The organism is Nocardioides dubius (genome assembly GCF_039528155.1).
Taxonomy (GTDB): domain Bacteria; phylum Actinomycetota; class Actinomycetes; order Propionibacteriales; family Nocardioidaceae; genus Nocardioides; species Nocardioides dubius.
The window spans coordinates 306890-332980 of record NZ_BAAALG010000002.1; the positions used below are offsets into that span (position 1 = coordinate 306890).

General features: G+C 70.9%; 24 protein-coding genes. 15 read left to right on the top strand and 9 right to left on the bottom strand.

All coding sequences use genetic code 11. The features are described 5' to 3' along the window. Positions 1-262: 262 nt before the first annotated feature. From ABD151_RS03290 to ABD151_RS03305, 4 genes are all read left to right on the top strand, one after another. Positions 263-670 (top strand): YccF domain-containing protein, encoded by a 408-nt coding sequence (locus tag ABD151_RS03290; RefSeq protein WP_343991298.1) that lies wholly within the window; start codon positions 263-265, stop codon positions 668-670. Positions 671-709: 39 nt separating this feature from the next. Further along, positions 710-1303, top strand: a complete 594-nt coding sequence (locus tag ABD151_RS03295; protein WP_343991300.1) for a dihydrofolate reductase family protein — start codon at positions 710-712, stop codon at positions 1301-1303. Positions 1304-1409: 106 nt separating this feature from the next. Further along, complete coding sequence (locus tag ABD151_RS03300) at positions 1410-2942, top strand: HNH endonuclease signature motif containing protein (protein WP_343991302.1); 1533 nt, start codon at positions 1410-1412, stop codon at positions 2940-2942. Positions 2943-3022: 80 nt separating this feature from the next. After that, positions 3023-3415: a YdeI/OmpD-associated family protein gene (locus tag ABD151_RS03305; RefSeq protein WP_343991304.1), complete on the top strand. Its 393-nt coding sequence runs from the start codon at positions 3023-3025 to the stop codon at positions 3413-3415. Positions 3416-3425: 10 nt separating this feature from the next. Here ABD151_RS03305 and ABD151_RS03310 read toward each other — a convergent pair whose 3' ends face one another. Next, complete coding sequence (locus tag ABD151_RS03310; RefSeq protein WP_343991306.1) at positions 3426-4166, bottom strand: NUDIX hydrolase; 741 nt, start codon at positions 4164-4166, stop codon at positions 3426-3428. Positions 4167-4288: 122 nt separating this feature from the next. Between ABD151_RS03310 and ABD151_RS03315 the strand changes: the two genes are divergently transcribed. Then, positions 4289-5074 (top strand): PIG-L deacetylase family protein, encoded by a 786-nt coding sequence (locus ABD151_RS03315; RefSeq protein WP_343991308.1) that lies wholly within the window; start codon positions 4289-4291, stop codon positions 5072-5074. 18 nt (positions 5075-5092) lie between these two features. Here the strand turns inward: ABD151_RS03315 and ABD151_RS03320 are convergent, their stop codons facing one another. From ABD151_RS03320 to ABD151_RS03330, 3 genes are read right to left on the bottom strand one after another with little or no spacing between them, the layout of a single operon-like run. Continuing rightward, on the bottom strand, positions 5093-5878 hold the full coding sequence (locus tag ABD151_RS03320) for an enoyl-CoA hydratase/isomerase family protein (RefSeq protein WP_343991310.1): 786 nt from the start codon (positions 5876-5878) through the stop codon (positions 5093-5095). Continuing rightward, complete coding sequence (locus ABD151_RS03325) at positions 5878-6978, bottom strand: NAD(P)H-dependent flavin oxidoreductase (protein WP_343991312.1); 1101 nt, start codon at positions 6976-6978, stop codon at positions 5878-5880. The genes ABD151_RS03320 and ABD151_RS03325 overlap by 1 nt, the downstream gene beginning before the upstream one ends. Continuing rightward, on the bottom strand, positions 6978-8612 hold the full coding sequence (locus ABD151_RS03330; protein ID WP_343991314.1) for an acyl-CoA synthetase: 1635 nt from the start codon (positions 8610-8612) through the stop codon (positions 6978-6980). Before ABD151_RS03330 ends, ABD151_RS03325 begins: the two co-directional genes overlap by 1 nt. Before the next feature lie 47 nt (positions 8613-8659). On the opposite strand from ABD151_RS03330, the gene ABD151_RS03335 reads away from it, so the two are divergent. The 6 genes from ABD151_RS03335 (at position 8660) to ABD151_RS03360 (ending at position 14265) form a co-directional block, all read left to right on the top strand. Further along, a complete protein-coding gene (locus ABD151_RS03335; RefSeq protein WP_343991316.1) occupies positions 8660-9460 on the top strand; it encodes a crotonase/enoyl-CoA hydratase family protein in 801 nt (266 codons plus the stop codon). A gap of 85 nt (positions 9461-9545) precedes the next feature. Next, a complete protein-coding gene (locus ABD151_RS03340; RefSeq protein WP_343991318.1) occupies positions 9546-10181 on the top strand; it encodes a M15 family metallopeptidase in 636 nt (211 codons plus the stop codon). Then, positions 10178-11320: an alanine racemase gene (gene alr, locus ABD151_RS03345; protein ID WP_343991320.1), complete on the top strand. Its 1143-nt coding sequence runs from the start codon at positions 10178-10180 to the stop codon at positions 11318-11320. Before ABD151_RS03340 ends, alr begins: the two co-directional genes overlap by 4 nt. Continuing rightward, positions 11317-12312, top strand: coding sequence for a D-alanine--D-alanine ligase family protein (locus ABD151_RS03350; RefSeq protein WP_343991322.1), 996 nt, complete (start codon positions 11317-11319; stop codon positions 12310-12312). The genes alr and ABD151_RS03350 overlap by 4 nt, the downstream gene beginning before the upstream one ends. After that, positions 12296-13606, top strand: a complete 1311-nt coding sequence (locus ABD151_RS03355; RefSeq protein WP_343991324.1) for a sensor histidine kinase — start codon at positions 12296-12298, stop codon at positions 13604-13606. Before ABD151_RS03350 ends, ABD151_RS03355 begins: the two co-directional genes overlap by 17 nt. Next, the gene (locus ABD151_RS03360; RefSeq protein WP_343991326.1) at positions 13603-14265 is read left to right on the top strand and encodes a response regulator; all 663 of its coding nucleotides are present in this window, start codon (positions 13603-13605) and stop codon (positions 14263-14265) included. Before ABD151_RS03355 ends, ABD151_RS03360 begins: the two co-directional genes overlap by 4 nt. Before the next feature lie 17 nt (positions 14266-14282). Here the strand turns inward: ABD151_RS03360 and fadD8 are convergent, their stop codons facing one another. Together fadD8 and ABD151_RS03370 are read right to left on the bottom strand one after the other, a co-directional pair. Then, the gene (gene fadD8, locus ABD151_RS03365) at positions 14283-15923 is read right to left on the bottom strand and encodes a fatty-acid--CoA ligase FadD8 (protein WP_343991328.1); all 1641 of its coding nucleotides are present in this window, start codon (positions 15921-15923) and stop codon (positions 14283-14285) included. Continuing rightward, positions 15920-16966, bottom strand: coding sequence for an LLM class F420-dependent oxidoreductase (locus ABD151_RS03370; protein WP_343991330.1), 1047 nt, complete (start codon positions 16964-16966; stop codon positions 15920-15922). Before ABD151_RS03370 ends, fadD8 begins: the two co-directional genes overlap by 4 nt. A 62-nt stretch (positions 16967-17028) precedes the next feature. On the opposite strand from ABD151_RS03370, the gene ABD151_RS03375 reads away from it, so the two are divergent. The 4 genes from ABD151_RS03375 to map all read left to right on the top strand — a co-directional run bounded on the left by ABD151_RS03375 (position 17029) and on the right by map (position 21087). Continuing rightward, positions 17029-18003, top strand: a complete 975-nt coding sequence (locus tag ABD151_RS03375) for a Zn-ribbon domain-containing OB-fold protein (RefSeq protein WP_343991332.1) — start codon at positions 17029-17031, stop codon at positions 18001-18003. Positions 18004-18018: 15 nt separating this feature from the next. Continuing rightward, a complete protein-coding gene (locus ABD151_RS03380; protein ID WP_343991334.1) occupies positions 18019-19071 on the top strand; it encodes a thiolase domain-containing protein in 1053 nt (350 codons plus the stop codon). Further along, on the top strand, positions 19071-20234 hold the full coding sequence (locus ABD151_RS03385) for a thiolase domain-containing protein (protein ID WP_343991336.1): 1164 nt from the start codon (positions 19071-19073) through the stop codon (positions 20232-20234). The genes ABD151_RS03380 and ABD151_RS03385 overlap by 1 nt, the downstream gene beginning before the upstream one ends. 82 nt (positions 20235-20316) lie before the next feature. Beyond that, positions 20317-21087, top strand: a complete 771-nt coding sequence (gene map / locus ABD151_RS03390) for a type I methionyl aminopeptidase (protein ID WP_343991338.1) — start codon at positions 20317-20319, stop codon at positions 21085-21087. 39 nt (positions 21088-21126) lie between these two features. Here map and ABD151_RS03395 read toward each other — a convergent pair whose 3' ends face one another. From ABD151_RS03395 to ABD151_RS03405, 3 genes are all read right to left on the bottom strand, one after another. Then, a complete protein-coding gene (locus ABD151_RS03395) occupies positions 21127-21456 on the bottom strand; it encodes a DUF1801 domain-containing protein (protein ID WP_343991340.1) in 330 nt (109 codons plus the stop codon). After that, positions 21453-22649: a glycoside hydrolase family 6 protein gene (locus ABD151_RS03400; protein WP_343991342.1), complete on the bottom strand. Its 1197-nt coding sequence runs from the start codon at positions 22647-22649 to the stop codon at positions 21453-21455. The genes ABD151_RS03395 and ABD151_RS03400 overlap by 4 nt, the downstream gene beginning before the upstream one ends. Before the next feature lie 68 nt (positions 22650-22717). After that, positions 22718-26080: a M36 family metallopeptidase gene (locus ABD151_RS03405; RefSeq protein ID WP_343991344.1), complete on the bottom strand. Its 3363-nt coding sequence runs from the start codon at positions 26078-26080 to the stop codon at positions 22718-22720. Positions 26081-26091 lie beyond the last annotated feature (11 nt).

Consider the following 26091-nt stretch of genomic DNA (forward strand, 5'->3'; position numbering starts at 1 on the left):
CACCGGGTCGCGCACACCACCGTGCACATCCACGGCGGCGTGGGCATCGACCTCGACGGCGACGCACACCGCTACTTCACCGCCGCCAAGCGCTTCGAGTTCACCTTCGGCGGAGCGACCGAGCAGGCACTGGCGATCGGCCGGTTGCTGGCCGCGGGCTGAGCAGTCGCTCGCTGACCCGATGAGTCGGGTGTCCCGGGACCAAGGCCCTGGGGCACCCGATTCGCCGTCTCCACGGGGCGAACTGCCCTAGGCTCGAGCCGTGAAGGCCATCCTCAACGTGATCTGGCTGGTGCTCGCCGGCTTCTGGCTGTTCCTCGGCTACCTGCTGGCGGCGCTGCTCTGCTTCATCACCATCATCGGCATCCCGTTCGGCATCGCCTCGTTCCGGATCGGCGTCTATGCGCTGTGGCCGTTCGGACGGATCGCCGTCCGCAAGCCCACGGCGGGTGCCGGCAGCGCGATCGGGAACGTGCTCTGGTTCATCTTCGCCGGGATCTGGCTGGCCCTCGAGCACGCCTTCGTCGGCGTGCTGCTCTGCCTGACCATCATCGGCATCCCACTCGGCGTGGCGAGCTTCAAGATGATCCCGATCAGCCTGCTGCCGATGGGCCGCGAGATCGTCAGCACCGACGAGGTCGACGCGGCGATGGTGGCCTACCGCATCTGAGCCATCGCGCACCGCGTCTCGGGCCCCTAGTCTCGGTGCATGGGGCACCTGATCTATGCGGCGATCGGCTCACTCGACGGCTTCATCGCCGACGCGGACGGCGACTTCGGATTCGCCATGCCCTCGGCGGAGCTGCATGCCTACCTGAACGCGCGGGACCGCCGGGTGAGCGCCGACCTCTACGGACGGCGGCTGTACGAGGTGATGCGGTTCTGGGAGACCTACGGCGTGGATCCGGCGAGCATGCCGGACGACGCCGCGCAGGACCCGCTCTTCGAGGTGAGCAAGGAGTACGGCGAGCTCTGGCGGGGCCGCGACAAGGTCGTCTTCTCGACGACGCTGGACGCCGTCGACACCGCGCGCACCGGACTCGTCGACCACTTCTCCCCCGCCGCGGTGCGGCAGTTCGTCGAGGACCAGCCCGGCGACGTCAGCATCGGCGGCCCGACCCTGGCAGCGCACGCACTCCGGGCGGGCATCGTGGACCGCATCGAGTACTACGCGTTCCCGGTGGTGATCGGCTCCGGCGCCCCGTGGCTGCCTCCTGGCTGGCGCCAGGAGCTGCGGCTGATCGAGGAGCACCGGTTCCTGTCGGGCGTCATGCACAGTGCGTATGAGGTGCTCCGCGGGTAGCCCGGCTCGTGCGTGGAGGAGGCCTCCGGGGTTGTGTCGGCAGTCACTCGTAGCGTCTGTCGTGTGCTCGGGAATTCGCTCCGGGCCGGCCGACTCGGAGGCGCACATGCCACGCATCACTCCCTCACCCGATCCGCCCGGCGGGCTCGACGCCGCCGATGCGCTGACGTCGAGCCAGCAGGCGATCTGCCAAGCCACGTTGGCGATCGAGGCCGCACTCGACTCCTGCCTCGACGCGAATCCGATCTACCTCAGCACTGCCGAGAAGGAGGCCGTGCTGCTGAAGATGCCGGTGTTGCAGGCCCGTCTCACCGAGTTGAACTACCGGCTCCTGGCGTGTGCCTTCGACGTGGCCGACGCCCACGGCGCAAGGAACATCGGCGACTACCTCGCCCACGCCACCCACCAAGCCCACGGCACCATGGCCCGCGAGCTGCGGATCGCTCGTGAGCTCGACAGCAGGTGGATGCACCTACATGCCGCACTCCGCGAGGGCCGGGTCAACCTCGCTCAGTCGGTGGAGATCACCCGGTCCTTGAACGCGCTGCCCGATGACCTCGACGCCACGGTTCTTCGTGACGCCGAGCGGACCCTTGTCGAGCACGCCGAACAGTTCGGACCCAACGACCTCCGCCGGATGGGCAAACGCATCATCGACATCGTCGCCCCCGACATCGCCGAAGCAGTCGAAGGCAAACGCCTCGCCGACGAGGAACGCTCCGCCCGCGAACGGCAACAACTCACCTTGAAGCCCCAAGGCGACGGCACCACCCGCATCAGCGGCCTGCTGACCGACGGCTGCGCCAACCGCCTCGCCACCGCCTTGAACGCGATCACCAACCCACGTAGGGATCACCTCACCCCGGCACCCTGCGGGTGTGCGCCCGACGAGACGGGCGAGTACGCCGAGTCGTGCGGAGACCTCGAATGTCCTGGCCACGATCCTCACCACGGCGAGTTCGACGAACCAGCCAGCGACGACGCGACCGGCAGTGGTGGCGGCAACGGCGGCAGCGCCACCGGCTGCGGCTGTGGCAGCGACCGAGAAGGCGCCGGCAGTCGCTCCGGCTGCACGAGTGGTGGCGACACCAAGCCGAACCCCGTCCGCAAGCTCTCCACCCCACAACGCAACGCCCGCGCGCTCGACACACTCCTCGAGACGCTCGACCCGAAACGGTTGCCCCTGCACGGCGGAGACGCCACCACCGTCGTCGTCACCATCAGCCTCGACGCCCTGCGCAACGAGATCGGCACCGCCACCCTCACCACCCAACGCGACGGATGGCACGACAGGATCTCCGCCGGCGAAGCCAGGCGCCTCGCCTGCAACGCCGGGATCGTCCCGGCAGTGCTCGGCGGAAACTCCGTCCCGCTGGACCTGGGACGAACCAAACGCTTCTACAGCGCCGCCCAACACCGAGCACTCGCCCTCATCCATCCCTACTGCCTCGCCGAGAACTGCCGAATACCCGCCACCTGGTGCGAAGCACACCACAACAATCCCTGGGCACTCGGCGGGCGAACCGACCTCGCCGACGGCAGCCTCCTCTGCAGCAAGCACCACCACTACATCCACGACCCCACCTACACCGTCGAACATCTCCCCCACGGCGGGATCAGATTCCACAGACGCACGTGAGCAGTCACGACAGCCAGAAGAGCGGGGCCCACCCTCGTCAAGCGCTACCGGCGCGTGCCGCCGACTTCTACAGTGAGGCCATGTCTGCGACCCCAGAGTTCGAGATCGACGGCGAGCCAGCACTCGATCTGCCGAGTCGAGAGCAGTTCGAGCAGTGGCTCGCCGAGGCCCCGGGCGACACCCGTGCGGTCTGGCTGCGCACCGCCAAGAAGTCGTCTCGCCTGACCTCGATCACCGAGGACGAGACGGTCGACGCCGGGCTCTGCTACGGCTGGATCTCAGCGGTCCGCCGCAGCTGGGACAACGACACCTACGTCCAGCGCTACACCCGGCGCCGTCCCCGCAGCAAGTGGTCCCGGATCAACATCGCCAAGGTCGAGCGGCTGACGGCGGAGGGCCGGATGCGTCCTGGAGGACTCGCCGAGGTCGCCGCCGCCAAGGCCGACGGCCGCTGGGACAACCCCTGGACCTGAGCGCCGAGCCCTACCGCCAGGCGAAGGTCGGCTGCTCGAACCCCGCCACCGGCTGCGGGTCACCCTCCAGGCCCAGCCAACGGAACTGCAGCAGGACGGCACCCGTCGGGGCGTGCACCAGGTCGTTGCCCAGCGGCAGTTGCACCACCGGACGGTCGCTCTCCGGGATCGCGATGAACCGCGGCGAGTCCGGCGCGAGGAGGTTGTGCACGCCGATCCGGTAAGCGGCCAGCACCTCGTCGGGCGCGGGCGCCAGCTCCAACCGCCCGCCGCCCCAGAGCACCACCGGAGTGATCACATACCCCGACCTGGTCGGGTAGTCGTCCATCAGGCCGAGCACGGACTCCTGGCCGAGCCGGACCCCCAACTCCTCGTCGGTCTCCCGGATCGCCGCCTCCACGGCGGTCTCGCCCTCGTCGATCCGGCCGCCCGGCAACGCCCACTGCGCCGCATGCGCACGTAGCCGCGCCGAGCGACGGCACAGCAGGAAGGCAGCACCGCCCGCGACGTTCTCCATCCGGCCGTCCAGGTTCTCCACATTGCCGGGGACCTGCGCCATGTCGCCGAGCCCGGTCGGCGCCGGATCGATGCGGTCCTCTCCCACCTCCGAGTCGACCACGACCACCGCGACCGCGGCCCGGCGCCGCTCGTCGAGCGGCAGCACCCGCCGCTGGTGCCCGGCGAGGTTCCCGGCGATCCGCTCGCGCAGGGCGGCGTCGTAGGGCAACGGCGGTGGAGGGGCAGCAGGCATGGCGCCATTGTGCCGTGACCGCGAGCACCCGCTCCCACAGGTGTCCAGGGATGCCGCGAAGCCCTTGGTTTTCAGCAACTTTGGGGCAGTCCGCCCCCGCCCACGGCTCCTAGGGTGAGCGCATGCAGACGCTCCCCACGCTCCCCTCCGACGCCTTCGGCCGCGTCCTGTGCGTGGTGGCACATCCCGACGACGTCGAGTACGGCACCTCCGCGGCGGTGGCCGCCTGGACCTCAGCGGGCGCCGACGTCGCCTATCTGCTGCTCACCCGCGGCGAGGCGGGCATGGATGCGCTGGAGCCCGAGCAGACCGCTGTGCTGAGGGCGGCGGAGCAACGCACTGCCTGCGACGTGGTCGGCGTCCGCGAGCTCGACTTCCTCGACCACCCCGACGGGGTGCTCAGCTACTCGCTGGAGCTGCGTCGCGACATCGCCCGCAGAATCCGGGGCTACCGGCCCGACGCCGTCCTGGTCGGCAGCTGGGACGTCGAGTTCGTCGCGGGTCTCAACCAGGCCGACCACCGGGTCGCCGGGCTGGCTGCCGTCGACGCGATCCGCGACGCCGGCAACCGCTGGGTCTTCACCAACCTGATCGACGAGGGCCTGCTGCCCTGGACGACGCGCTGGCTGCTGGTGGCCGGCGACGACCAGCCGACGCACGGCGTCGACGTCACCGGCGAGCCGTTGGAGAGGGGCATCGCCTCCCTGGAGGCGCACGCTCGCTACCTCGCGGGCATCCCCGGCCATCCCCCGCCACGGCAGATGCTGACCGGCATCACCGCATTGCAGGGCAGGCGCCTGGGCGTGCCGCACGCCGTCCTGCTCAAGGCCTTCGACTTCCAGGCGCCCCCGCCGATCGCGTTGGAGGCGATGGCCCTGGCCGCCGAGGCCGCGTCCGACCAGCCGTAGGCCGGCCGGACGCCAGCCTCACCAACCAGGCGGCAGCGCCGTGAAGTCAGGCTCGCGCCCCTCGGCGAACGCGGTCAACGCCTCCAGGTTCGCCGGGCCGCCCATCAACTCGGCGAAGCAGGCGTTCTCCCGCTCCCGGGCCTCGCGGACGGCGTCACGATGCGGCGCCGTCATCGTCCGCTTGACGGCGAGCAGGCTGGAGATCGGCCGGGCTGCCAGCACCTCGGCGTGCCGGTGTGCCTCGGCCAGCAGGTCGTCGGGCTCGCAGAGCCGCCAGGCGAGCCCCGTCTCGAGGGCCTGCTCGGCGCTGATCCACTCCGCGGAGAGCAGCATCCAGGCCGCGTTCTGGCGACCGATCAGCTGCGGGAACAGCAGCGAGGAGGCCGCCTCCGGTGCCACTCCGAGGCTGGTGAACGGGCACTTGAGCCGCGCCTTCGTGGACATGAAGACGAGGTCGGCGAAGCCGACCATGGTCGCGCCGATGCCCAGGCCCAGCCCGTTGATCGCCAGCACCAGCGGCTTGCCGAAGTCGGCGAGCGCGTCCAGGAAGCCCACGAAGCCGTGCTTGCCGGGGACGAACGCCGGGTCGCTGACCCGGGCATGCATCTCCAGCAGGTCGGTGCCCGCGCTGAACGCGCGCCCGGCACCGGTCAGCAGGACCACCGCGACGCTGTCGTCGGCGGCCGCTGCCAGCAGGGCGTCCGCGGCGGCGTCGTAGAGCTCCTCGTTGAACGCGTTCAGCGCGTCCGGACGGTCGAGGGTGATCGTCCGGACGCGCTTCTCGTCACTGATCCGGAGGACCATCAACGACCCGACTTGGCGAGCCGGTCGACGGTCTCCTCGTACTCGCGGATGATGTCGGCCATCACGTCGGCCACCGGGCGCACCTCGTTGGTCCGGCCGACGATCTGACCGGCCGGCATCGAGATGGTGTCCGGGTTGTCGCCACCGTTCATCCGGTTGTGCGCGTCCGCGACCAGCAGGTTCTGCAGCGGCATCGGCAGCGGGGTCGGCGCGTCCTCGGCCTCCCAGGCCTCGGTCCACTTGGTCTTCAGCAGGCGGGCCGGCTTGCCGGTGTAGACCCGGGTCCGCACGGTGTCGCCCGAGCCCGCCTTGAGCAGCGCGTCCCGGATGCCGGTGCCGGCGGAGAGGTCGTACTCCTCGACCGTCAGCCACAGCGAGCCGGTCCAGGCGCCCTGGGCGCCCAGCGCCATCGCCGCGGCGACCTGGCGCCCCGAGCCGATGCCTCCGGCGGCGAGCACCGGAACGTCGGGACCGACGGCGTCGACGATCTCCGGGGTGAGCACCATCCCGGCGATCTCTCCGGTGTGGCCACCGGCCTCATAGCCCTGCGCGACGATGATGTCGACGCCGTTGGCCACGTGCGAGAGCGCGTGCTTGGCGGCGCCCGCGAGGGCAGCCACCTTGACGCCGGCAGCATGCGCCTGCTCGATCACGTCGACCGGCGGCGAGCCGAGGGCGTTGGCGATCAGCACCGGACGGTGCGCCAGCGCGACGTCGACGTGCGAGCGGGCGACCGAGTGCAGCCAGCCGAGCACGCCCTCGCGACCCTCGCCCTCGGGCAGCGGCGGGACGCCGAGCTGCTGGAGGGTGCGCTCGACGAACGAGATGTGCTCGTCGGGGATCATCGCCTTGAGGTCGACGGCCTTGCCCTCGGTGGGGATCTTCATCGGCATCACGACGTCGACGCCGTACGGCTTGCCGTCGGTGTTCTCGTCCAGCCAGGTGAGGGTCTTGTCCAGGTCCTCGGCGTCGTTGAAGCGCACGCAGCCGAGCACGCCCAGGCCACCTGCCTTCGAGACCGCTGCCGCCACCTTCTCCGAGGGGGTGAAGGCGAAGATCGGGTACTCGATCCCGAACATCTCGCAAATGTCGGTACGCATCAGTTGCTCGCCTCCTTGGCGGTGCGGTCGGCCAGGGCGATCTCCTTGGCCTGCGGGTACTGGGCCTTGCCGGTCGCGTTGCGCGGGATCTCGGGCACGAGGGTCAGGCCACGAGGCAGCTTGTAGCCGGAGAGGTGGGAGCGCAGGTAGTCGCGCAGGCCCTCGAGGTCGAGCTCGGCGCCCTCGCGCAGCTCGACGACGGCGTGCACGGTCTGGCCGTACTTCTCGTCGGGCAGCCCGACCACCAGCACGTCGTAGACGCCCTCGTGGCCCTTGATCGCCATCTCGACCTCTTCGGGGTACACCTTCTCCCCGCCGGTGTTCACGCAGTTGGAGCCGCGCCCCAGCAGGGTCAGGCGATTGCCCTCCTCGATCCGGGCGTAGTCGCCGGGGATCGAGTAACGGGTGCCGTCGATCTCGATGAACGTCTGGGCCGACTTGACCGGGTCCTTGTAGTAGCCGACCGGCACGAAGCCGGCCTTCGCGGTGCGACCCACCTTGCCGACGTCGACGCTCGGGTCGAGCACGGTGCCGTCGTCGTCGATGATCACCGTGGCGTGGCCGATGGTGACCACCGGGCCGTCGGTGGAGAGCGCGCTGGCGTCCTGCAGGCCGGTGCCCTGGAAGCCGGTCTCCGAGGAGCCGACCGAGTCGGTGAAGACCGCGTTGGGGAACTTCGCCATCCAGCGCTCCTTGACCGCCTTGGAGAAGATCGCGGCGCTGCTGGCGATGGCGAAGAGGCTCTGGCCGTCGAAGCCGCCCTCCTCGTACGCCTCGATCAGCGGACGCGCCATCGCGTCGCCGGTCATGAAGATCATCTGCACCTTGTGCTCGTCGACGAGCTCCCAGGTGCGGACCGGGTCGAACTTCGGCTCCATGATCGTCAGCTGCCCGGCGAAGAGGTGCATGAGCAGGCTGGCCTGCGCGCCGCCGTGCATCAGCGGGCTGAGCGGGAGGGTGACCAGGCCGGCGCCGTCGGCGGCGGCCTTGGACTGGTCGAACTCGCCCTTGAGCTCGCCGGTCATGAAGTCCACGCCACCGCCCAGCACGCGCCAGAAGTCCTCGTGGCGCCACATGACGCCCTTCGGGTACCCGGTGGTGCCGCCGGTGTAGATGATGTGGATGTCGTCGGCGCTGCGCTCGCCGAAGTCGCGGGCGTCGCTCTGGCCGGCGACGGCGTCCGCGAGGGTGACTCCGCCGAACCCGCTCAGGTCGCTGGCGTCGTCCGGCTCCATCGAGTTGGGCAGGGCGATGATGGTCTGGAGCTTCGCGAACTTGGGCGCGACCTCACCGACCAGCGGCGCGTAGACGCGGTCGTGGACCAGCCCGACGAGGTCGGCGTTGTCGAAGATGTACTCGAGCTCGCCGGCGACGTAGCGGTAGTTGATGTTGATCGAGACCGCACGCACCTTGAGGATCGCGATCAACGCGATCACGTGCTCGATGCTGTTCTTGGAGTAGAGGCCGACGTGGTCACCCTTGCCGATGCCTTGCGCGGCGAGGTAGTGCGCCAGCTTGTTCGATTCGGTCTCGAGCTCGGCGAAGGTCAGGGTGTCCGCGCCGACCTGGACGGCGAGACGATCGGGCACTGCGTCGACGGCGTGCTCGAAGAGATCAGCGATGTTCAGGGCCATGCCCGCAAGACTAGAACACGTTCTCGTTTGCGGCTATGGTTTCCGACATGTCAACCGAAGTCGAAGCTCCGCACTGCCTCGTGGAGCAGGTCGGCCACAAGCTCGTGGTGACCATGAACCGTCCCCAGGCCCGCAACGCGCTCTCCACCGAGATGCTGAGGATCCTGGAGGAGACCTGGGAGCGGGTGAACAACGATCCCGAGATCCGCGTGGTCATCCTCACCGGCGCCGGCGGCTACTTCTGTGCCGGTGCCGACCTCAAGGCGATGAGCAAGGACGCCCCGAGCGACAAGTTCTCCTCGGGCGCCTACGACCCCAGCATCATCAAGGCCCTGCTCAAGGGCTACCGCCTCAACAAGCCGCTGATCGCCGCTGTCGAGGGCCCCGCGATCGCCGGCGGCACCGAGATCCTGACCGCCACCGACATCCGGATCGCCGGCGAGTCCGCCCGCTTCGGCGTCTCCGAGGCCAAGTGGAGCCTGTACCCGCTGGGCGGCTCCGTGGTGCGGCTGCCGCGCCAGATCCCGCAGACCGTGGCCATGGACCTGCTGCTCACCGGCCGGCACATCAAGGCGCCGGAGGCCAAGGAGATCGGGCTGATCGGCTACGTCGTCCCGGACGGCGAGGCCCTGGCCAAGGCCCACGAGATCGCCGACCTGATCTGCGCGAACGGCCCGCTCGCCGTCCAGGCGATCCTCAAGACCGTCCGCGACTCCGAGGGCAAGCACGAGGACGAGTGCTGGAAGGAGGACGCCGCCGTCGGCGCCGCCGTCTTCGCCTCGAACGACGCCAAGGAGGGCCCGCGCGCCTTCGCCGAGAAGCGCGCGCCGCAGTTCACCGCCTCCTGAGGGCAGGCCGCCTCCACCTTGCGGTGACCACCTCGGTACCTCAGGTGGAGGCGGCACCCGGCCCCGGCTTCGTAGCGTCTGGGGCATGACGATCCTGTTGAGCGACCCCCGGGTGCGGGCGATGCCGGTGCGCGACTCCGGCAGCACCCTGGTGCCCCTGCCCACGCAGCTCTCCCCTGCCGCCTGCCTGGTCCGCGTCGAGCTGTCGATCCGATTGCAGGACGCCGCCACCCGGCTCCCCGCCGGGGTCGGCCTGAAGGTCGTCGAAGGGCACCGCTCGCCCGCGCTGCAGGAGCAGATCATCGCCCGCTACAGCGCCGAGGTGTGCGCCGCGCATCCCGGCGTCGGGCCGGCCGAGCTCGACCGCCTGGTCAGCCGCTTCGTCGCCCCGCTGGGCGTCGCGCCGCATGTCGCGGGCTCCGCGGTGGACCTGACCCTGGTCGCCGCCGACGGCACCGAGCTGCCGATGGGGACGCCGATCGACGCGACCCCCGAGCAGAGCCGGGGACGATGCTTCACCGACTCCCCCGACATCACGCCGGACGAGCGGGCCAACCGCGAGCTGCTCGGCTCCGCGCTGCGCGCGGTCGGGCTGGTCAACTACCCGACCGAGTGGTGGCACTGGAGCTGGGGCGATCGCTACTGGGCACTGCTCACCGGTGCGCCCTTCGCACTGCACGCGCCGATCCTGGCCCGACCGCTCGCTCCGAGCGCGGCATGAGCGGCCCGACCCTCACGGTCGCCACCGAGGCGATCCGCGCCAACGCGCGCCGGCTGCGCGGCCAGCAGGAGCTGATCGCGGTGGTGAAGGCCGACGGGTTCGGCCTCGGCGCGACGACCATGGCAGGCGCCGCCCGGAGCGCTGGTGCTGCCCTGCTCGGCGTGGCCACGCTCAGCGAGGCCGTCGAGCTGCTCGCCACGGGCGCCGCCGACGCCCGGGTGCCGGTGCTGGCCTGGCTCACCGACCCCGACGAGCTCGCCGCCGCACTGCCCGCCCTGGTCGAGCTCGCCCTGCCCAGCAGGGCCCACCTGGCTGCGCTGCTCTCCGCACTCCGCCGAGCGCCCGGGGCAGGCGGCGTGCGCCGGGTCCACCTCTTCGTCGACACCGGCATGTCGCGCGATGGGTGCCCGCCCGCCGACTGGCCGGCGCTCTGCGCCGCCGCCCGGAGCGCCGAGCGGGCCGGGCTGATCACGGTGGTCGGCGTGATGGGCCACCTCGGCTGCGCCGATCCCGGATCGGTGGACCACGACCTCGCCAAGCACCGCTTCGCCGCCGCCGTCGCCCGTGCCCGCCGCGCCGGGCTCCGCCCGCGACGTTGTCATCTGGCGGCCACCGCGGCCTGTCTCGACGCCCCCGGCACCCGCCACGATGCGGTGCGCGTGGGCGCCGGGCTGGCCGGCATCGACCCGAGTGGCCAGGAGCGGTTGACGCCGGTCGCCCGGCTCAGCGCCCCCGTCGTCCAGGTGCGGCGTGCCCTGGCCGGTGCGCTGGTCGGCTACGGCACCGGCACCCGGCTGAGCGCACCGACCTGGCTCGGACTGCTCCCGATCGGCTATGCCGACGGCCTGCCGCGAACCGCCTCCGGGCGCGGCGAGGTGGTCATCGCCGGACGGCGGCGTCCGCTGCTGGGCGCGATCTCGATGGACCAGGTGGTCGTCGACCTCGGTGGCGCGCCGGTCCCGGTCGGCACCGAGGCCACGGTCTTCGGCGCTCCCGGTGCGCCGACCCTGCGGGACTGGGCCGACTGGGCCGGAACCATCGAGCACGACGTCCTCACCGGCATCGGCAGACGGGTCCGCCGGGTCGCGGTGGACCACCTCGCCGGCGACTCCCCCCTTTCCCAGCAGGAGGCAGCATGAAGAGCACGATGAGCCGGGTCGCCCTGATCGGCGGCGGCGCCAACAGCGAGCACGCGGTCTCGCTCGCCTCCGCGGACGCCGTCGGCGCTGCGCTGATCCGTGCCGGCTTCGTGGTGCTCCGCCTCGATCTCGACCAGGACGGCGGCTGGCGCGACGCGAACGGCGGGCCCCTGACTCCGGCCGCGGCGGTCGCCGCGATCGGCACCTGCGACGTGCTGTTTCCGATGGTGCACGGTCCCGGCGGCGAGGACGGCTCCCTGGCCGCACTCGCCACCCTGCTGGCGATCCCCTGTGTGGGCTCAGGTCTGCGCCCCGGCGCCGCGGGCATGGACAAGTGGCTGAGCAAGCTGATCGCCGCCGAGCTCGGCGTCCAGGTCGCGGACGGCGTGCTGGTGCGCGCAGGCGACCCGCTCCCGCAGGTGCCGGGCGACTGCGTGGTGAAGCCGGTCGCCGCCGGCTCCAGCCAGGGCGTCACCCTGGTCACCTCAGCGGACGGCGACGACGCGCTGCAGCGTGCTATCGCGGCGGCGCTCACCCACGACGAGCAGGTCCTGATCGAGGAGCGGCTGCGCGGGCGGGAGATCGACATCGCGGTGCTCCGTCGTGCCGACGGCAGCCTGCTGGTCTCGCCGCCGCTGGAGATCGAGGTGCCGGGGTTCTTCGACTACGCCGCGAAGTACGACGGCTCGGCGCAGTTCACGCTGCCGGCGGCGATCACCGACGTCGAGCTCAAAGCCCTGCAAGAGCACGCGATCACGCTCTTCGAGGGCTTCGGCTGCGCCGGGCTGGCCCGGATCGACTTCTTCCTCACCGAGCGTGGCTGGGTCTTCAACGAGATCAACACCATCCCCGGGATGACCGAGCAGTCGCAGGCGCCGCGGATGCTGGCCGCAGCGGGTCTCGACTATGCCGCGTTGCTGACCGAGCTGGTCACGGCGGCATTGCCGCCACCTTCGACCATGAGACAGTTCCCTGGTGACCGCGCCCACTGAAGCACCGAGGCTCAACAACCGTCTCGTGGCCGCGGGCGCGCTGTGCGGGGCGATGATCGCGCTCAGCCTCCTGACTGAGCGCTACAGCACCGTCTTCTCCGTCAAGCAGCTCGTCGTGCTGACCGTGGTCGCGGCCGCCGGCGTCGTCGTCGCGGCGCGGTGGCAGGCTGCGGCGCTCGGGCTGATGTGGCTGCTGCTGGCCCTCCACGTCACGACCACCACCCTGTTCCTCCCGGCGGAGCTGGCGATCGCCTTCGTCGCCTTCGCCTGCGCTGCCTGGGGTTCGCGCTGGGTGCTGGCCGCCAGCCTGGTCTCCATCCCGGTCGCAGCGGTCGCCTGTGCGGGGGTGGTGGTCTACACGTGGGACAACGATCCCGACCTGGTCGCCACCTGGCTGATGGACTTCGGTCTGCTCAACGTGGCCACCACTGCGCAGGACTCCGGCCCAGGGGCGACCATCGTGGCCGGACTTCTCGGGCTGTTCAGCCTCACCGTGCCGTGGCTGGCCGGCCTCGCGGTCCGGCTGGCGCGGCGCTCGGACGCCTCCCTGGCGACCGCTCAGCGCGCCGAGAGCGAGCGCGACACCGCGCAGGCGGCACGCACCGAGGCCGAGGAGGTCGCCCATGTGCGCGAGGCACAGGCCCAGCTCGCGCGCGACGTGCACGACGTGGTCGGGCACTCGCTGACGGTGATCCTGGCGCAGGCCGAGGCGGCTCAGTTCCAGAGCGACCCGGAGGCGGTCAAGCGCACCCTGGCGACCATCACCGACACCGCCCGGGCCTCGCTCGAGGACGTCCGCCAGGTGCTGCACAGCACCGGGTCGCACCCGGTGGTCGGTGCCGAGCAGGACCTCCAGGACCTGTTGGAGGGCATCCGCGCCTCCGGACGCGAGGTGCACCTGCACGACGTCGGCGAGCCGCGACCGCTGCCACCGGACCGGGCTCCGGTGGCGCACCGGGTGCTCCAGGAGATGCTCACCAACGCGATCAGGCACGGCGCGCACGGCGCGATCCATGTGGAGCGGCACTGGGCGGGCGATCTGCGGCTCGAGGTCACCAACCCGGTGGTGCCCGTCGCCGCAGCGACCGCGGAGTCCGCCGCGGCCGACCCCGCGCTGACCCAGCCGATCGCCCTCGACCCGGCAGCCCGGCGCACCGGGAGCGGCATCGAGGGCATGCGCCGGCGCCTGGAGGCTGTCGGGGGCCGGCTCGACGTCCGGCAGCGGAGCACCCCGCCCACCTTCACCGCCACCGCCTGGATCCCGCTTCCGGGCCGCTTCGAGGAGAGTCGATGAGCGAGCCGATCCGGGTGCTCCTGGTCGACGACCAGGACCTGTTCCGCGAGGGCGTGGCGGTGATCGTCGACGCACAGCCGGGCATGGAGGTGGTCGGCTCCGTGGGCAACGGCGTCGACGGGGTGCGTGCGGTCGACGACCTGCACCCGGACGTCGTCCTGATGGACATCCGGATGCCCGAGCTGGACGGCGTGGAGGCGACCCGGCAGATCCTCTCACCGGCCCGCGTCTCCGGGCGCGAGCGGCCGGTCCGGGTGATCGTGCTGACCACCTTCAACCTCGACGACCGGGCGGCCACCGCGATCCGGCACGGGGCGAGCGGCTTCCTGCTCAAGGGCACCACGCCCGCCTTGCTGGCCGACGCCATCCGCACCGTGCACTCCGGGCATGCGGTGCTCGCCCCCGACGACCTGGCCGCCCTGATGTCGGGGCAATTCGGGGAGCGGGCACCGACGCCGCCGGTCTTCGAAGAGCTCACCGAGAAGGAGCGAGAGGTGTTCGCCGCCGTCGCCAGAGGTCTCTCCAATGCCGAGATCGCGGCCGCCACCTTCTCCGGGGAGTCCACGGTGAAGACCCACGTCGGCTCGATCCTGCGCAAGCTCGGCCTGCGGGACCGGGTCCAGGTCGTCGTCTTCGCCCACGAGCACGGCCTCGTTTAGCCCTCGGGCGGTGGGGGTCAGCCGACGGTGCGGCCCTGGCCCTCCCAGAACCGGGCCCGGAGGGCCTTCTTGTCGGGCTTGCCGAGGCCGGTCAGCGGGAGCGCGTCGACGGCGATCACCTGCTTGGGCACCTGCACCGATCCCTTGCGCTCCTTGACCGCCTCCTGGATCTCGGCGATCACCGCGTCGGTGAGCTCGCTGCCTGCGCGCATCACCACGATCGCGGTCACCGCCTCGCCGAACTTCTCGTGCGGAGTGCCGATCACCCCGACCTGCGCGACCGCCGGGTGCTCGGCGACGACGTCCTCGACCTCACGTGGGAAGACGTTGAAGCCGCCGGTGACGATCATGTCCTTGGTGCGGTCGACGATGTACCAGAAGCCGTCCTCGTCCTCGCGGGCAACGTCACCGGTGCGCATCCACCCGTCGCGCCAGGTCTCGGCGGTCTGCTCGGGCAGGCCCCAGTAGCCACCGGAGACCAATGGACCGGCCACGCAGATCTCGCCGGGCTCACCGGTCGCGACGGGGCTCCCGTCGTCGTCCAGCAGCGCGGCACGCACCAACGCGGCCGGACGACCACAGGAGGTGAGCCGGTGCTCCAGCGGAGCGCCGTCGGCGTCCACGTGGTCGCCCTTGGCGAAGTAGGTGATCGCCATCGGCGCCTCGGACTGGCCGTAGTACTGGGCGAAGATCGGGCCGAAGCGCTCGATCGCCTCCTTGAGCCGGACCGGGTTGATCGCCGAGGCGCCGTAGTAGACCGTCTCCAGGCTGGACAGGTCCCGGGTCTGGGAGTCCGGGTGGTCCATCAGTGCGTAGAGCATCGTCGGCACCAGCATCAGCGAGTTGATCCGCTCCCGCTCGATCACCTCGAGCACCTCAGCAGGATCGAAGCGCGCGGTGACGAAGAGCGTCCCGCCCTTGATCACCACCGGCACGAAGAAGGCAGCCCCCGCATGCGAGAGCGGCGTGCACATCAGGAACCGCGGCGCGGTGGGCCACTCCCACTCGGAGAGCTGCACGCTGGTCATCGTGTTCATCGACTGCGCCAACCCGATCACGCCCTTGGGCTTGCCGGTGGTGCCACCGGTGTAGGCCAGCGAGACGATGTGGTCCGGCGGCAGCAGGCGGGCCTGCAACGGTCCCGGCTCGAAGTTCGCGGCCGCAGCCACGAGATCGTGGGCCTTGGCCTGCGGGTGGTCGGCCAACGCCTCGGGGACCGGGCCGATGGTGAGCACCTGGTTGAGGCCCGGGCACTTGTCGAGCAGCTCGAGTGCGCGCTCGGCGAAGTACGGGTCGACCACCAGGGTGGTGATCTCGGCGTCGTTGATCACGTAGGCGTGGTCGTCGGCGGAGCCCAACGGGTGCAGGGAGATCCGGCGGAAGCCCTGGGTCTGCCCGGCCCCGAGGATGAAGAGCACCTCGGGGCGGTTCAGCGCGAGCAGCGCACCGGAGACGCCGCTGCCGGCGTCCAGCGACTCGAAGGCCTGCACGTACTGGCTGATCCGCGCCGACACCTCGCCGCCGGTCAGGCTGACGTCGCCGAGGTGCATGATCGGCCGGTCGCGGTGCCGCTTGAGCGCGGAGACCATCAGGTGTCCGTTGTGCGTGCCCCAGCGCAGGGTGTCGTTGCCGGGGAGTTCGGTGGCGAAGTGACTCATGCGAGGACCTCCGCGACCTGGTGCACCTCGGCGGCCGAGCGCAGGCTCAACAGCAGGGTGGTGACGCCGGTGGACTCCCACTCGGCCACCCGCTCGCGCACGTAGCCGGCGTCGCCGATGATGTGCATGTCGTCGACCAGCTTGTCCGGGATCAGCGCGGTCGCCTGTTCCTTGCGGCCGGTCAGGTAGAGCTCCTGGACCTCGTCGGCGAGCGCGCCGTAGCCCATCCGCTCGAAGACGTTCTTGTGGAAGTTCTGGTCCTTGGCGCCCATGCCGCCCATGTAGAGCGAGACGAACGGCTTCATCGCGTCGATCACGGCCTGCTTGGCGGCGCCGTTGTCAGCGGTGATGGTCAGGTTGCAGGTGGCCGCGATCTCGAAGTCGTCGCGGGTGCGGCGGGCGCCGGGGCGGGCGAAGCCCTCGTCCAGCCAGGGCCGGTACATCTCGGCGGAGTTCGGCGTGTAGAAGATCGGGATCCAGCCGTCGGCGATCTCGGCGGTCTGCGCGACGTTCTTGGGGCCCTCGGCACCGAGCCAGATCGGCAGATCCGCCCGGAGCGGGTGCACGATCGGCTTGAGCGGCTTGCCGAGGCCGACCGAGCCCGGGCCGGTGTAGGGCAGCGGGTGCAGCGGGCCATCGTTGGTGACCGCCTCCTCGCGGGCCAGCACCTTGCGGATGATCTCGACGACCTCACGGGTGCGCGCCAGCGGCTTCTGGTACGGCACGCCGTACCAGCCCTCGACGACCTGCGGGCCGGAGACGCCCATGCCCAGGATCACCCGGCCACCGGTGAGGTGGTCGAGGGTCAGCGCGTGCATCGCGATCGAGGTCGGCGTGCGCCCGGACATCTGCACGATCGACGTGCCGAGCCGGACCCGCGAGGTGTCCTTGCCCCACCAGGCCAGCGGAGTGAAGGCGTCAGAGCCCCAGGCCTCGGCGGTGAAGATCGCATCGAAGCCCGACTCTTCGGCCGCGGCGACCAGATCACCAACACCTGTTGGGGGTTGAGCACCCCAGTAGCCCAACTGCAGGCCGAGTTTCATCTTCATCCTCCTGGCAGGGAATCGCTTGCCAGTAACACTAGAACATGTTTCACTTTTGAGCCATGACCTCCTCCCAGAACCGGACCTTGAGCTCGCCGGTCCGCGTGAGCTTCGACTACACCCGGTCCACCGGCCCGGTGCTCGGAGCCTTCCTCAGCGGACTGGGCGAGACCACGATCCTCGCCGGGCGGACCAGCGACGGACGTGTGATCACCCCGCCGCTCGAGTTCGACCCGATCACCCACCAGGCCACCTCCGACTTCGTCGAGGTGGCCCCCACCGGCACCGTGACCTCGTGGGTCTGGTGCCCCGAGCCCGTCGAGGGACAGCCGCTCGAGCGCCCGTTCGCCTGGGTGCTGGTCACCCTGGACGGCGCCACCGAGCCGATGCTGCACGCCCTCGACGTCAGCGCCCCCGAGCAGGTGCACACCGGCCAGCGGGTCCGGGTGCGCTGGGCCGAGGACCGCAACGGCACGATCACCGACATCGCCTGCTTCGAGGTCACCGACGAACCGCAGGGCGCAGGCTGGCCCCGCCCGGCGAGCGTCGGCGAGAAGGAGCCGGCCGTCGTCGTCACGCCGGTGAACCTCAACTACACCTACGCCGCCAGCCCCGAGGAGAGCGCCTTCTTCCGCGGCCTGGCCGACGGCCGGATCATCGGCCAGCGCTGCCCGGCGTGCAACAAGGTCTACGTGCCGCCGCGCGGCGCCTGCCCCACCGACGGCGTGCCGACCACCGACGAGGTCGAGCTCTCCCAGACCGGCACCGTCACCACCTTCTGCGTGGTCAACGTGCCGTTCATGGGCCAGAAGATCAAGCCGCCCTACGTCTCGGCCTACATCCTGCTGGACGGCGCGGACATCGCCCTGCAGCACATCATCCAGGAGCTCCCGGCCGACCAGGTCCGGATGGGCATGCGGGTCGAGGCCGTCTGGAAGCCCCGCGAGGAGTGGGGCACCACGATCGAGAACATCGACTACTTCCGGCCCACCGGCGATCCGGACGCCGACTACGAGACCTACAAGCACCACCTGTGAGAAAGGAGTCTGCTCATGCGTGACGTCGCAGTAGTGGGATACGCCCAGCGACAGACGACCCAGTTCGACGGCTCCCCCACCATGGTGGAGCTGCTCGTCCCGGTCTTCCAGGAGCTGTACGAGAAGACCGGCCTGACCCGTTCCGACATCGGCTTCTGGTGCTCGGGATCCTCCGACTACCTGGCCGGCCGCTCGTTCTCCTTCGTGCAGTCCGTCGACGCGATCGGTGCCCTGCCGCCGGTCAACGAGTCGCACGTCGAGATGGACGCCGCCTGGGCCATGTACGAGGCCTGGTTGAAGATCCAGACGGGCGAGGTCGACACCGCGCTCGTCTACGGCTTCGGCAAGGCGTCCGCCGGCACCCTGCGCCGGACCCTGACCCTGCAGCTCGACCCGCTGACCATGACGCCGCTGTGGCCCGACACGGTCTCCATCGCCGGCCTGCAGGCCCGGATGGGCATCGACGCCGGCCTGTGGAGCGAGCGCGAGATGGCCGAGGTGGTCAACCGCTCGCTCAGCGACGCCGAGAAGAACGAGTACGCGATCCGCAAGGGCGGCTCCTCGGTCGAGGACCTGCTGGCCCGCCCGATGTACGCGGACCCGCTGCGCAAGCACGACTGCGCACCGGTCACCGACGGCGTCTCCGCGGTGGTGATCGCCGCCGGCGACGCCGCCCGCGAGATCACCGACCGGCCGGCCTGGATCCGCGGCATCTCGCACCGGATCGACCCGCTGCACCTCGGTGCCCGCACCCTGACCGAGTCGCCCTCGGCCCGGGCGGCCGCCGCGGCACTCGACCTCACCGGTGTCGAGGTCGCCGAGCTGCACGCGCCGTTCAGCCACCAGGAGCTGATCCTGCGCCGCGAGATCGGCCTGGCCGACGACGTCACGATCAACCCGAGCGGTGGCGCGCTGGCCGCCAACCCGATGTTCACCGCGGGCCTGAACCGTGTGGGCGAGGCCGCGAAGCGGATCTGGGACGGCAGCGCCAACAAGGTCCTCGCGCACGCCACCTCCGGACCGGCGCTGCAGCAGAACCTCTTCTGTGTCATGGATGGGAGCAACTGATGGGCAAGCAGCGTGCCGCGGTGATCGGCGTCGGGCAGACCCACCACCGCGCGGTGCGGAGCGACGTCTCGATCGCCGGCCTGTGCCGTGAGGCGATCGACCGCGCTCTCGCCGACGCCAACCTCACCTTCGACGAGATCGACGCCGTCGTCGTCGGCAAGGCGCCCGACCTCTTCGAGGGCGTGATGATGCCCGAGCTGTACCTGGCCGAGGCGCTCGGCGCGGCGGGCAAGCCCCTGCTGCGCGTGCACACCGCCGGCTCGGTGGGTGGCTCGACCTCGATCGTGGCCGCCTCCCTGGTGCAGGCCGGCGTCCACAAGCGGGTGCTGACGGTCTCGTTCGAGAAGCAGTCGGAGTCGAACGCGATGTGGGCGCTCTCGGTGCCGCTGCCGTTCATCATGCCCGTGCACGCAGGTGCCGGCGGCTACTTCGCTCCGCACGTGCGCTCCTACATCCGCCGCTCCGGTGCACCCACGCACATCGGCGCCATCGTGGCCGCCAAGGACCGCACCAACGCGCTCAACAACCCGTACGCGCACCTGCACAACGAGGGCACCACCGTGGAGTCGGTGATGGCCTCGCAGATGCTGTGGGACCCGATCCGCTACGACGAGACCTGCCCGTCCTCCGACGGCGCCTGCGCACTCGTGATCGCCGACGAGGACACCGCTCGGGCCTCGGACTCGCCGGCCTGGATCCACGGCACGGTGATGCGCTCGGAGATGACCACGGCCGCCGAGCGCGACCAGGTCAACCCGCTCGCCGGGCGCGAGGCCGCAGCGGCGTTGTGGAAGCAGGCCGGGATCACCGACCCGCTGCGGGAGATCGACGCCGCCGAGATCTACGTGCCGTTCTCCTGGTTCGAGCCGATGTGGATGGAGAACCTGGGCTTCGCCGCCGAGGGCGAGGGCTGGAAGCTCACCGAGTCCGGTGCCACCGCGATGGGCGGCATCCTGCCGGTCAACGCCTCGGGCGGCGTTCTCTCCTCGAACCCGATCGGCGCCTCGGGCATGCTCCGCTTCGCGGAGGCCGCGCTTCAGGTGCGCGGCAAGGCCGGCGACCACCAGGTCGACGGCGCCCGGCGCGCCCTGGGCCACGCCTACGGCGGCGGCTCGCAGTTCTTCGCCATGTGGGTGGTGGGGGCTGAGCCGCCCAGCAACTGAGGCGGTTCAACACGCAGTGCACCCCGTTCGCCCTCACGGACGGGGTGCACTGTCTTTCCGGGTCCGCACCTAGGCTGGCTCCATGATCGAACTCCAGACCCCCGCCCAGATCGAGGAGATGCGCCCGGCCGGACGCTTCGTCGCCGAGGTGCTGACCGCACTCGCCGAGGCCGCCGACGTCGGCGTCAACCTGCTCGAGTTGGATGCGCTCGCTCACCGGATGATCAAGGACCGGGGCGCGGAGTCCTGCTACATCGACTACCACCCGTCGTTCGGTGCCTCGCCGTTCGGCAAGGTGCTGTGCACCTCGGTGAACGACGCCGTGCTGCACGGCCTTCCGCACGACTACAAGCTCCGTGACGGCGACCTGCTCAGCGTCGACTTCGCGTGCAGCGTGGACGGCTGGGTCTCCGACTCAGCACTCAGCGTCGTGGTCGGCACCCCGCGCCAGGAGGACCTGGACCTGATCGCGACGACGACGCGCGCGTTGGAGGCAGGCATCGCCGCCGCCCAACCCGGCAACAAGGTCGGCGACATCAGCCACGCCATCGGCAACGTCGCGCGCGAGGCGGGACTGAAGGTCAACCTGCAGTTCGGCGGTCACAGCGTGGGCCGGACCATGCACGGCGACCTGCACATCTCCAACGACGGGCGCCCCGGCCGCGGCTTCAAGCTGCAGCCCGGCCTGGTGATCGCGATCGAGCCGTGGTTCATGCACACCACCGACGAGATCTACACCGACCCCGACGGCTGGACCCTGCGCAGCGCCGACGGCTCCCGCGGCGCGCACATGGAGCACACCGTGGCGATCACGCCGGACGGGCCGTTGGTCTTGACCGACCGCTCGATGTGACCTCAGCGCGCACTTTTCGCCGGAAACCCAGCGCTGCGGTCACATTGAGGCGGCGCGGACCAGCTCGCTGAAGGCGTCGGCGTCCAGCTCGTCGTCGACCTTGAGGTCGACGGCGCGCCGGGTGCCGGCGTCCAGGCTGGCGTTGAAGACGCCGGCCGGGTCGGGCAGCGAGGCGCCCTTCGCGAAGGTCACCTTGACCTTGTCCTTGTAGGTCTCGACCGTGCAGATCAGGCCGTTGTGCGAGAAGGTCGGCACGCCGTCCGGGTTGGTGGGCTTGCGCCACTTCGCCTCCTCGACGACGTCGGGCACCGCGGCCACGATCAGCTGTCGAATCTGCTCCACCCGTGCTTCGCGCCAGTCCTCGCTCATGAGCCCGAGCCTAGCGTCAACGGGCGGGGCCAGGGGGTGCTGCGCGCCATCGCGCGGGCCCGCTTCATCACGAACGGGTCGGCCTGGCGGTAGAGCCAGGGGCGGCCGAACCAGACGAAGCCGTCCACGTGGCGCCGGGCCAGGGCGACGACGTCGTCCGGCAAGCCCCAGGCCGGGTCGCCGACCCGGACCGTCGGCGGGATGCCGAGGGTCACGCACCGGTCGGTGACCGTGGCGGTGCAGACCCGGGCGTCGTCGCGCAGCCCGCCCTTGGTGGACGGCACCATGTCGTTCCAGCGGGTCGGACGCCCGCTCTTGGCGGTGTCCACGATGAAGTGCTTGGTGCCGTAGCCGTCACGGGCCAGGATCGCCGCGATCTTGGCGCCGTGCCGCACGTTCTCGGCCGGCCCCATGTAGTGCGTGGAGTCGAGCGCGAAGCCGCGGGCGTGCTTCACGCCGGTCAGCTTGAGGATCTGCGCGCACCGCTCGGGGTCGTTGCCCTTGCCGTTCTCGCACCAGTCCGCAGCACCCGCGTCGAGATAGACCGCGGTCCGGGGCAGCGCCGCCAGGGTCCGGGTCGCGTAGGTCAGCAGCCGTGCCTTGACCGCACGGTCCGGCACGCACCACAGGAAGGGTGCGTCCGGCTGCATGATCGCCAGCGTGGGAGTGGCGCCGATCCCGGCGGCCAGCTCCCGGATCCAGCGACGGTAGCTCCTCCGCTCGGCCGTAGTGGACCGTCGCTGGCAGGCCGCGTGCTCCCAGGGCCTCATCCGGAAGACGGCGAGCTGCACCAGCTTCTCCGGATCGCCGTTCTGTGAGGAGGCGATGTAGCGCTGGACACTGGCCCGGATCTTGGCGTCGGGCACGAACGCGCCGTACCACTTGGTCCGTGGCCGCAGCGCGATCACGTCCAGATCGGCCCGCTGCTTTGTGCCGGCACTCTGGTACGCGACCGAGACCTGGTCCTGCGGCCCCTGGTAGACGCCCCAGACCCGCGCCGCCAAGGGGTTGTCGGCGTTCTCCGGGTAGGCGGCCTCGGCCACCTGCCACACCTCGGCGCGCGGCTCGCCCGCGGCGTGGACCGCTCGCGGCGCGTCCTCGGGCTCGGCCGTGCTCACCACCATTGCGGCCAGCAACGCGCCGGCAGCGACCAGCGCTGCGGCCGGACGCCATCGCGGCGGAATGCTTCGCATGCCTGACCCATCGGCCGGGCGGGCGCGGAACCAAGGGGTTCGGCGCGCGCACCCGGCCGATGCATCGCTCAGCGGATGCGCACCTTCTTGCTCGGTGCGCTCCACGGGCTGGTGCCGAGCTTGGTGGTGACCCGGGCCCGGCAGGTGTACTTCTTCTTCGCGGTGACCTTGGTGGCGGTCAGCGTCGGGCGGGCACCGCCGGCAGTACGGGTCTTGCCGCCCTTGGCCCGGCAGGTCACGGCATAGCGGCTGATGCTCAGCCCGCCGTTGTCCCCTGCCTTCAGGGTGACCTTCAGCTTCCGCTTGCCGAGCGCCTTGACCTTCGTGACCTTCGGAGCAGCGGGCTTCACGCCCTGCACGTACGCCGCGCTGGCAGCGCCCAGACCGGCACCAACCGCGTTCTCGGCCTGCACGGTGCAGACGTAGCTCCGGCCCGCGCTGAGCCCGGTCACCACCAGCGGCGACATCGCACCGGACGCCGTCCGGGTCACCCCGCCCGGCGCCGCGCAGGAGACGCGGTAGCCGGTGACGGGCGAGTCGCCGTCGTAGCCGGGCGAGGCGAAGGTGACGCGGGCACTGGTCTTGGTCAGCACCGTGGCCTTCACCGCGGTCGGGGCATCGGGGGCACCGGTGGCGACCGGGGTGCTCACCGTGACGCTGCGCGAGCTCAGGCCGTTGGCGACGCCGGTGACCTGCGAGGCCAGCCGGACCCGGCGGCCCACCTGAACCTCGTCGATCCACCAGCCCTCGGAGCGGGTGAAGACGTCGGTGGCGACCCGGAAGCGCAGCTGCACGCTCTGGCCGGCCCAGGCCGAGAGATCGGCGGCGGCATGCTCCCAACCACCCGAGTCGCCGGAGAAGACCCACTCGCCGTCGACCGGGCTGATCGGCACGCCGCCGTCGGTCTCCGTGGTCGCTCGCAGGTCCGGCCCGTTCTGGGTGAACTCGGAGACCAGGTTCGTCCAGGTGGCACCCCCGTCACCGGAGATCAGCACCTGTGCACCGTCATAGGCGAAGCCACCCGCAGAGTCGTCGCCGCCGCCGCCGCTGGCGTCGTACCAACGCTCCAGCGAGAGCTGCTGGTCGAAGTGGAGCTCGTCGCCGGCCCGCACGGTGAAGGCGTCGGTGATCACGCTGTGGTCGGCCTGGTGGTCCGATCCCGTTCCCCAGGCCACATCAGCCGCCAGGTCGCGGGTCATGCGGGCCACCCACTGCTCGGGCCCCAGATCCGTGACGGTCGACCACGGCGCGAGCGAGCCGTCGAAGCCCTGGTCCAGCACGAGATCGGTGACCGCGCTCGGCGAGACCCGGACCGAGAAGGCGCACTCGGCGCTGGCCCCGGCGGCGAGGGCGCCGACGGTGAAGGAGACCACCCGGGTGCCCTCGTCGTAGACCGCGGCGCAGGTGCCGTCCAGGTAGCTGGTGCCCTCGGGAACGGTCGCGGTGGCGCTCGCGTCGCTCAGCGCGACCGAGCCGGTGTTCGCCAGAGTCACCTGGTAGTCCAGGTCGCGGGTCGGCGTCGCGGTCGGCGTCGACGTGGCGGCGCTGACCACCAGACCGTCGCACTCCGGCGATACGTCATGGGCCTCGATGCCGTCGGTGATCAGGCTGGAGCTGCCCTGGCTGGCGCTGTAGCCCAGGCCGTGCTTGGCGAAGGCGCTCCAGATCGCGCAGGAGTTCGCGCCGCCGTTGCTGAGCTCGTCCGCGGTGAGGATGGCGTTGCGTGCGTCCACGAAGCCGGGGCTGCACGGCTGCAGCTTCATCCCGTCCAGCACCAGCTGCAGCGCCAGGCTGTTGCCGCCGGTGCCGGCGTCAAGATCGCCGTAGCCGTGCTCGTCGATCAGGTTCCAGGTCATCTCCCACAGCATCTGGCCCCAGACCTCGCCGACGTCGTGCGGCAGCACATCGCCCTCGTTGTCGAAGGCCACCTTGATGTCGTCGTAGCTCATCGTGTTGATGGCCGGGTTGCGGCTGTAGCGCTGGGTGCGGATGCCGACGCCGTTGGTCGGCTGGCCGAGGGCGTAGGTGCCGATGCCCCGGCCGTCCACCGGCTCCTGGTCGCTGGGCATGGTGAGGATGTAGGCGAGGAAGTCGCTCCAGCCCTCGCCGGCCTGCTCGTGGTTCGCCAGACAGCTGCTGGTGGCCGGGCCGCCGGTCAGCCGGGTGGAGACGCCGTGTCCGTACTCGTGGGCGATCACGCCGTTGTCGAGGTCGCCGTCGCGCTTCGGCGCTCCGTTCCACAGGTACATCTGCATCCGCGGCTGCTGGCCGTCGGGCGGCGTGGCGAAGTTGGCGTTGTTCGCCTTCGGCGGCGAGGCGGTGGAGCCGTCCTGCGCCTCGGCCAGTACCGCGTCGCCGCCCTCGCCGCCCCGGCCGTAGTTGTTGGCCTGGAAGTTGCCGGCCACCTCATCGAACCCGTATCCGTACAGGACGTCGTGGATCCGGTTGTTGACGTAGAAGAGGTTGGCGACGGCAGCGGGACGGTAGGTCGACGGCTGTTGGGTGAGGTCCAGCGGGAAGTGGAACTCGTGGCCGGCACCGCCGTCCGCCTCACTTCCCGGGTCTACCAGGTTGTCGTTGTTCAGATCCGCATAGGCATGGACGTTGTTGCCGCTGGTCAGCGTGGTGTCCGCGCCCGCGACGCCGTCGGTGTCCAGCCAGCCGAACGGCGAGGCGGTGGCGTCGGCCGGGTCCTCGGCGATCGTCCGGTCGCCGAAGGTCGGCGCCTCGAGGGGCAGCTCGTAGACCTCGTAGGACTCATCGGCGTGGGCGACCCAGTCCGCCCGCGCCAGCTCCTTGCCGGTAGCGGCATCCATCCGGATCTGCCACCAGTTGGCGCCGTCCACGGGGTTGATCGCGAGCTGCCAGGCCAGCCGCAGGCCGCCGCCCTCGGTGCGCTGATAGACCAGGTTCGCCGGGATCGGGTCGATGGAGATGCCGCCGTCGCCGAGCTCACGGGCCTGGTCGTCGCCGCGCGCCGTGCGGCGCGACGCGAACGGCTCGGTGGCCTCCAGCCCGAGAGCGCGTGCGGCAGAGCGCGCCGCGGCCACGTCACTGATCGTGGGCGCGGCCGCGTTCACCCGCGCCGCTGCGAACTTCACGGGGTCGCCTGCGGTGTGCGCCACCGCGTCGTCACGCAGGACCACGTTGACGATCGCCTCCGCGACGTCGATGCCGTCGACCTGCTGCTGCAGGTAGACATGGGTCAGGTCGCCGGACGGCACCACCGAGGAGACGCGCAGCTGGGACGCGTCGTCGGGGGTCAGGCCGTACCGGCCAGGGTCCGCGGCGACGGCAGCGAGCGCACGCTGGCCGGGGTCACCGGGCGCGGCGACGACGGCGCTCGGCGCCGCCATCTGGACGACGGCGGCGCTGGAGAGCGCGAGGCCGAGGGTGAGTCCGGCGGTGGCCAGACGGGGAACGCGGTACATGAGGCACCCTT

Coding starts and splice junctions, on each gene's coding strand:
- ABD151_RS03295 (WP_343991300.1), top strand. CDS start 710: ATGGGGCACCTGATCTATGCGGCGATCGGCTCACTCGACGGCTTCATC.
- ABD151_RS03300 (WP_343991302.1), top strand. CDS start 1,410: ATGCCACGCATCACTCCCTCACCCGATCCGCCCGGCGGGCTCGACGCC.
- ABD151_RS03305 (WP_343991304.1), top strand. CDS start 3,023: ATGTCTGCGACCCCAGAGTTCGAGATCGACGGCGAGCCAGCACTCGAT.
- ABD151_RS03310 (WP_343991306.1), bottom strand. CDS start 4,166: ATGCCTGCTGCCCCTCCACCGCCGTTGCCCTACGACGCCGCCCTGCGC.
- ABD151_RS03315 (WP_343991308.1), top strand. CDS start 4,289: ATGCAGACGCTCCCCACGCTCCCCTCCGACGCCTTCGGCCGCGTCCTG.
- ABD151_RS03320 (WP_343991310.1), bottom strand. CDS start 5,878: ATGGTCCTCCGGATCAGTGACGAGAAGCGCGTCCGGACGATCACCCTC.
- ABD151_RS03325 (WP_343991312.1), bottom strand. CDS start 6,978: ATGCGTACCGACATTTGCGAGATGTTCGGGATCGAGTACCCGATCTTC.
- ABD151_RS03330 (WP_343991314.1), bottom strand. CDS start 8,612: ATGGCCCTGAACATCGCTGATCTCTTCGAGCACGCCGTCGACGCAGTG.
- ABD151_RS03335 (WP_343991316.1), top strand. CDS start 8,660: ATGTCAACCGAAGTCGAAGCTCCGCACTGCCTCGTGGAGCAGGTCGGC.
- ABD151_RS03340 (WP_343991318.1), top strand. CDS start 9,546: ATGACGATCCTGTTGAGCGACCCCCGGGTGCGGGCGATGCCGGTGCGC.
- alr (WP_343991320.1), top strand. CDS start 10,178: ATGAGCGGCCCGACCCTCACGGTCGCCACCGAGGCGATCCGCGCCAAC.
- ABD151_RS03350 (WP_343991322.1), top strand. CDS start 11,317: ATGAAGAGCACGATGAGCCGGGTCGCCCTGATCGGCGGCGGCGCCAAC.
- ABD151_RS03360 (WP_343991326.1), top strand. CDS start 13,603: ATGAGCGAGCCGATCCGGGTGCTCCTGGTCGACGACCAGGACCTGTTC.
- fadD8 (WP_343991328.1), bottom strand. CDS start 15,923: ATGAGTCACTTCGCCACCGAACTCCCCGGCAACGACACCCTGCGCTGG.
- ABD151_RS03370 (WP_343991330.1), bottom strand. CDS start 16,966: ATGAAACTCGGCCTGCAGTTGGGCTACTGGGGTGCTCAACCCCCAACA.
- ABD151_RS03375 (WP_343991332.1), top strand. CDS start 17,029: ATGACCTCCTCCCAGAACCGGACCTTGAGCTCGCCGGTCCGCGTGAGC.
- ABD151_RS03380 (WP_343991334.1), top strand. CDS start 18,019: ATGCGTGACGTCGCAGTAGTGGGATACGCCCAGCGACAGACGACCCAG.
- ABD151_RS03385 (WP_343991336.1), top strand. CDS start 19,071: ATGGGCAAGCAGCGTGCCGCGGTGATCGGCGTCGGGCAGACCCACCAC.
- map (WP_343991338.1), top strand. CDS start 20,317: ATGATCGAACTCCAGACCCCCGCCCAGATCGAGGAGATGCGCCCGGCC.
- ABD151_RS03395 (WP_343991340.1), bottom strand. CDS start 21,456: ATGAGCGAGGACTGGCGCGAAGCACGGGTGGAGCAGATTCGACAGCTG.
- ABD151_RS03400 (WP_343991342.1), bottom strand. CDS start 22,649: ATGCGAAGCATTCCGCCGCGATGGCGTCCGGCCGCAGCGCTGGTCGCT.
- ABD151_RS03405 (WP_343991344.1), bottom strand. CDS start 26,080: ATGTACCGCGTTCCCCGTCTGGCCACCGCCGGACTCACCCTCGGCCTC.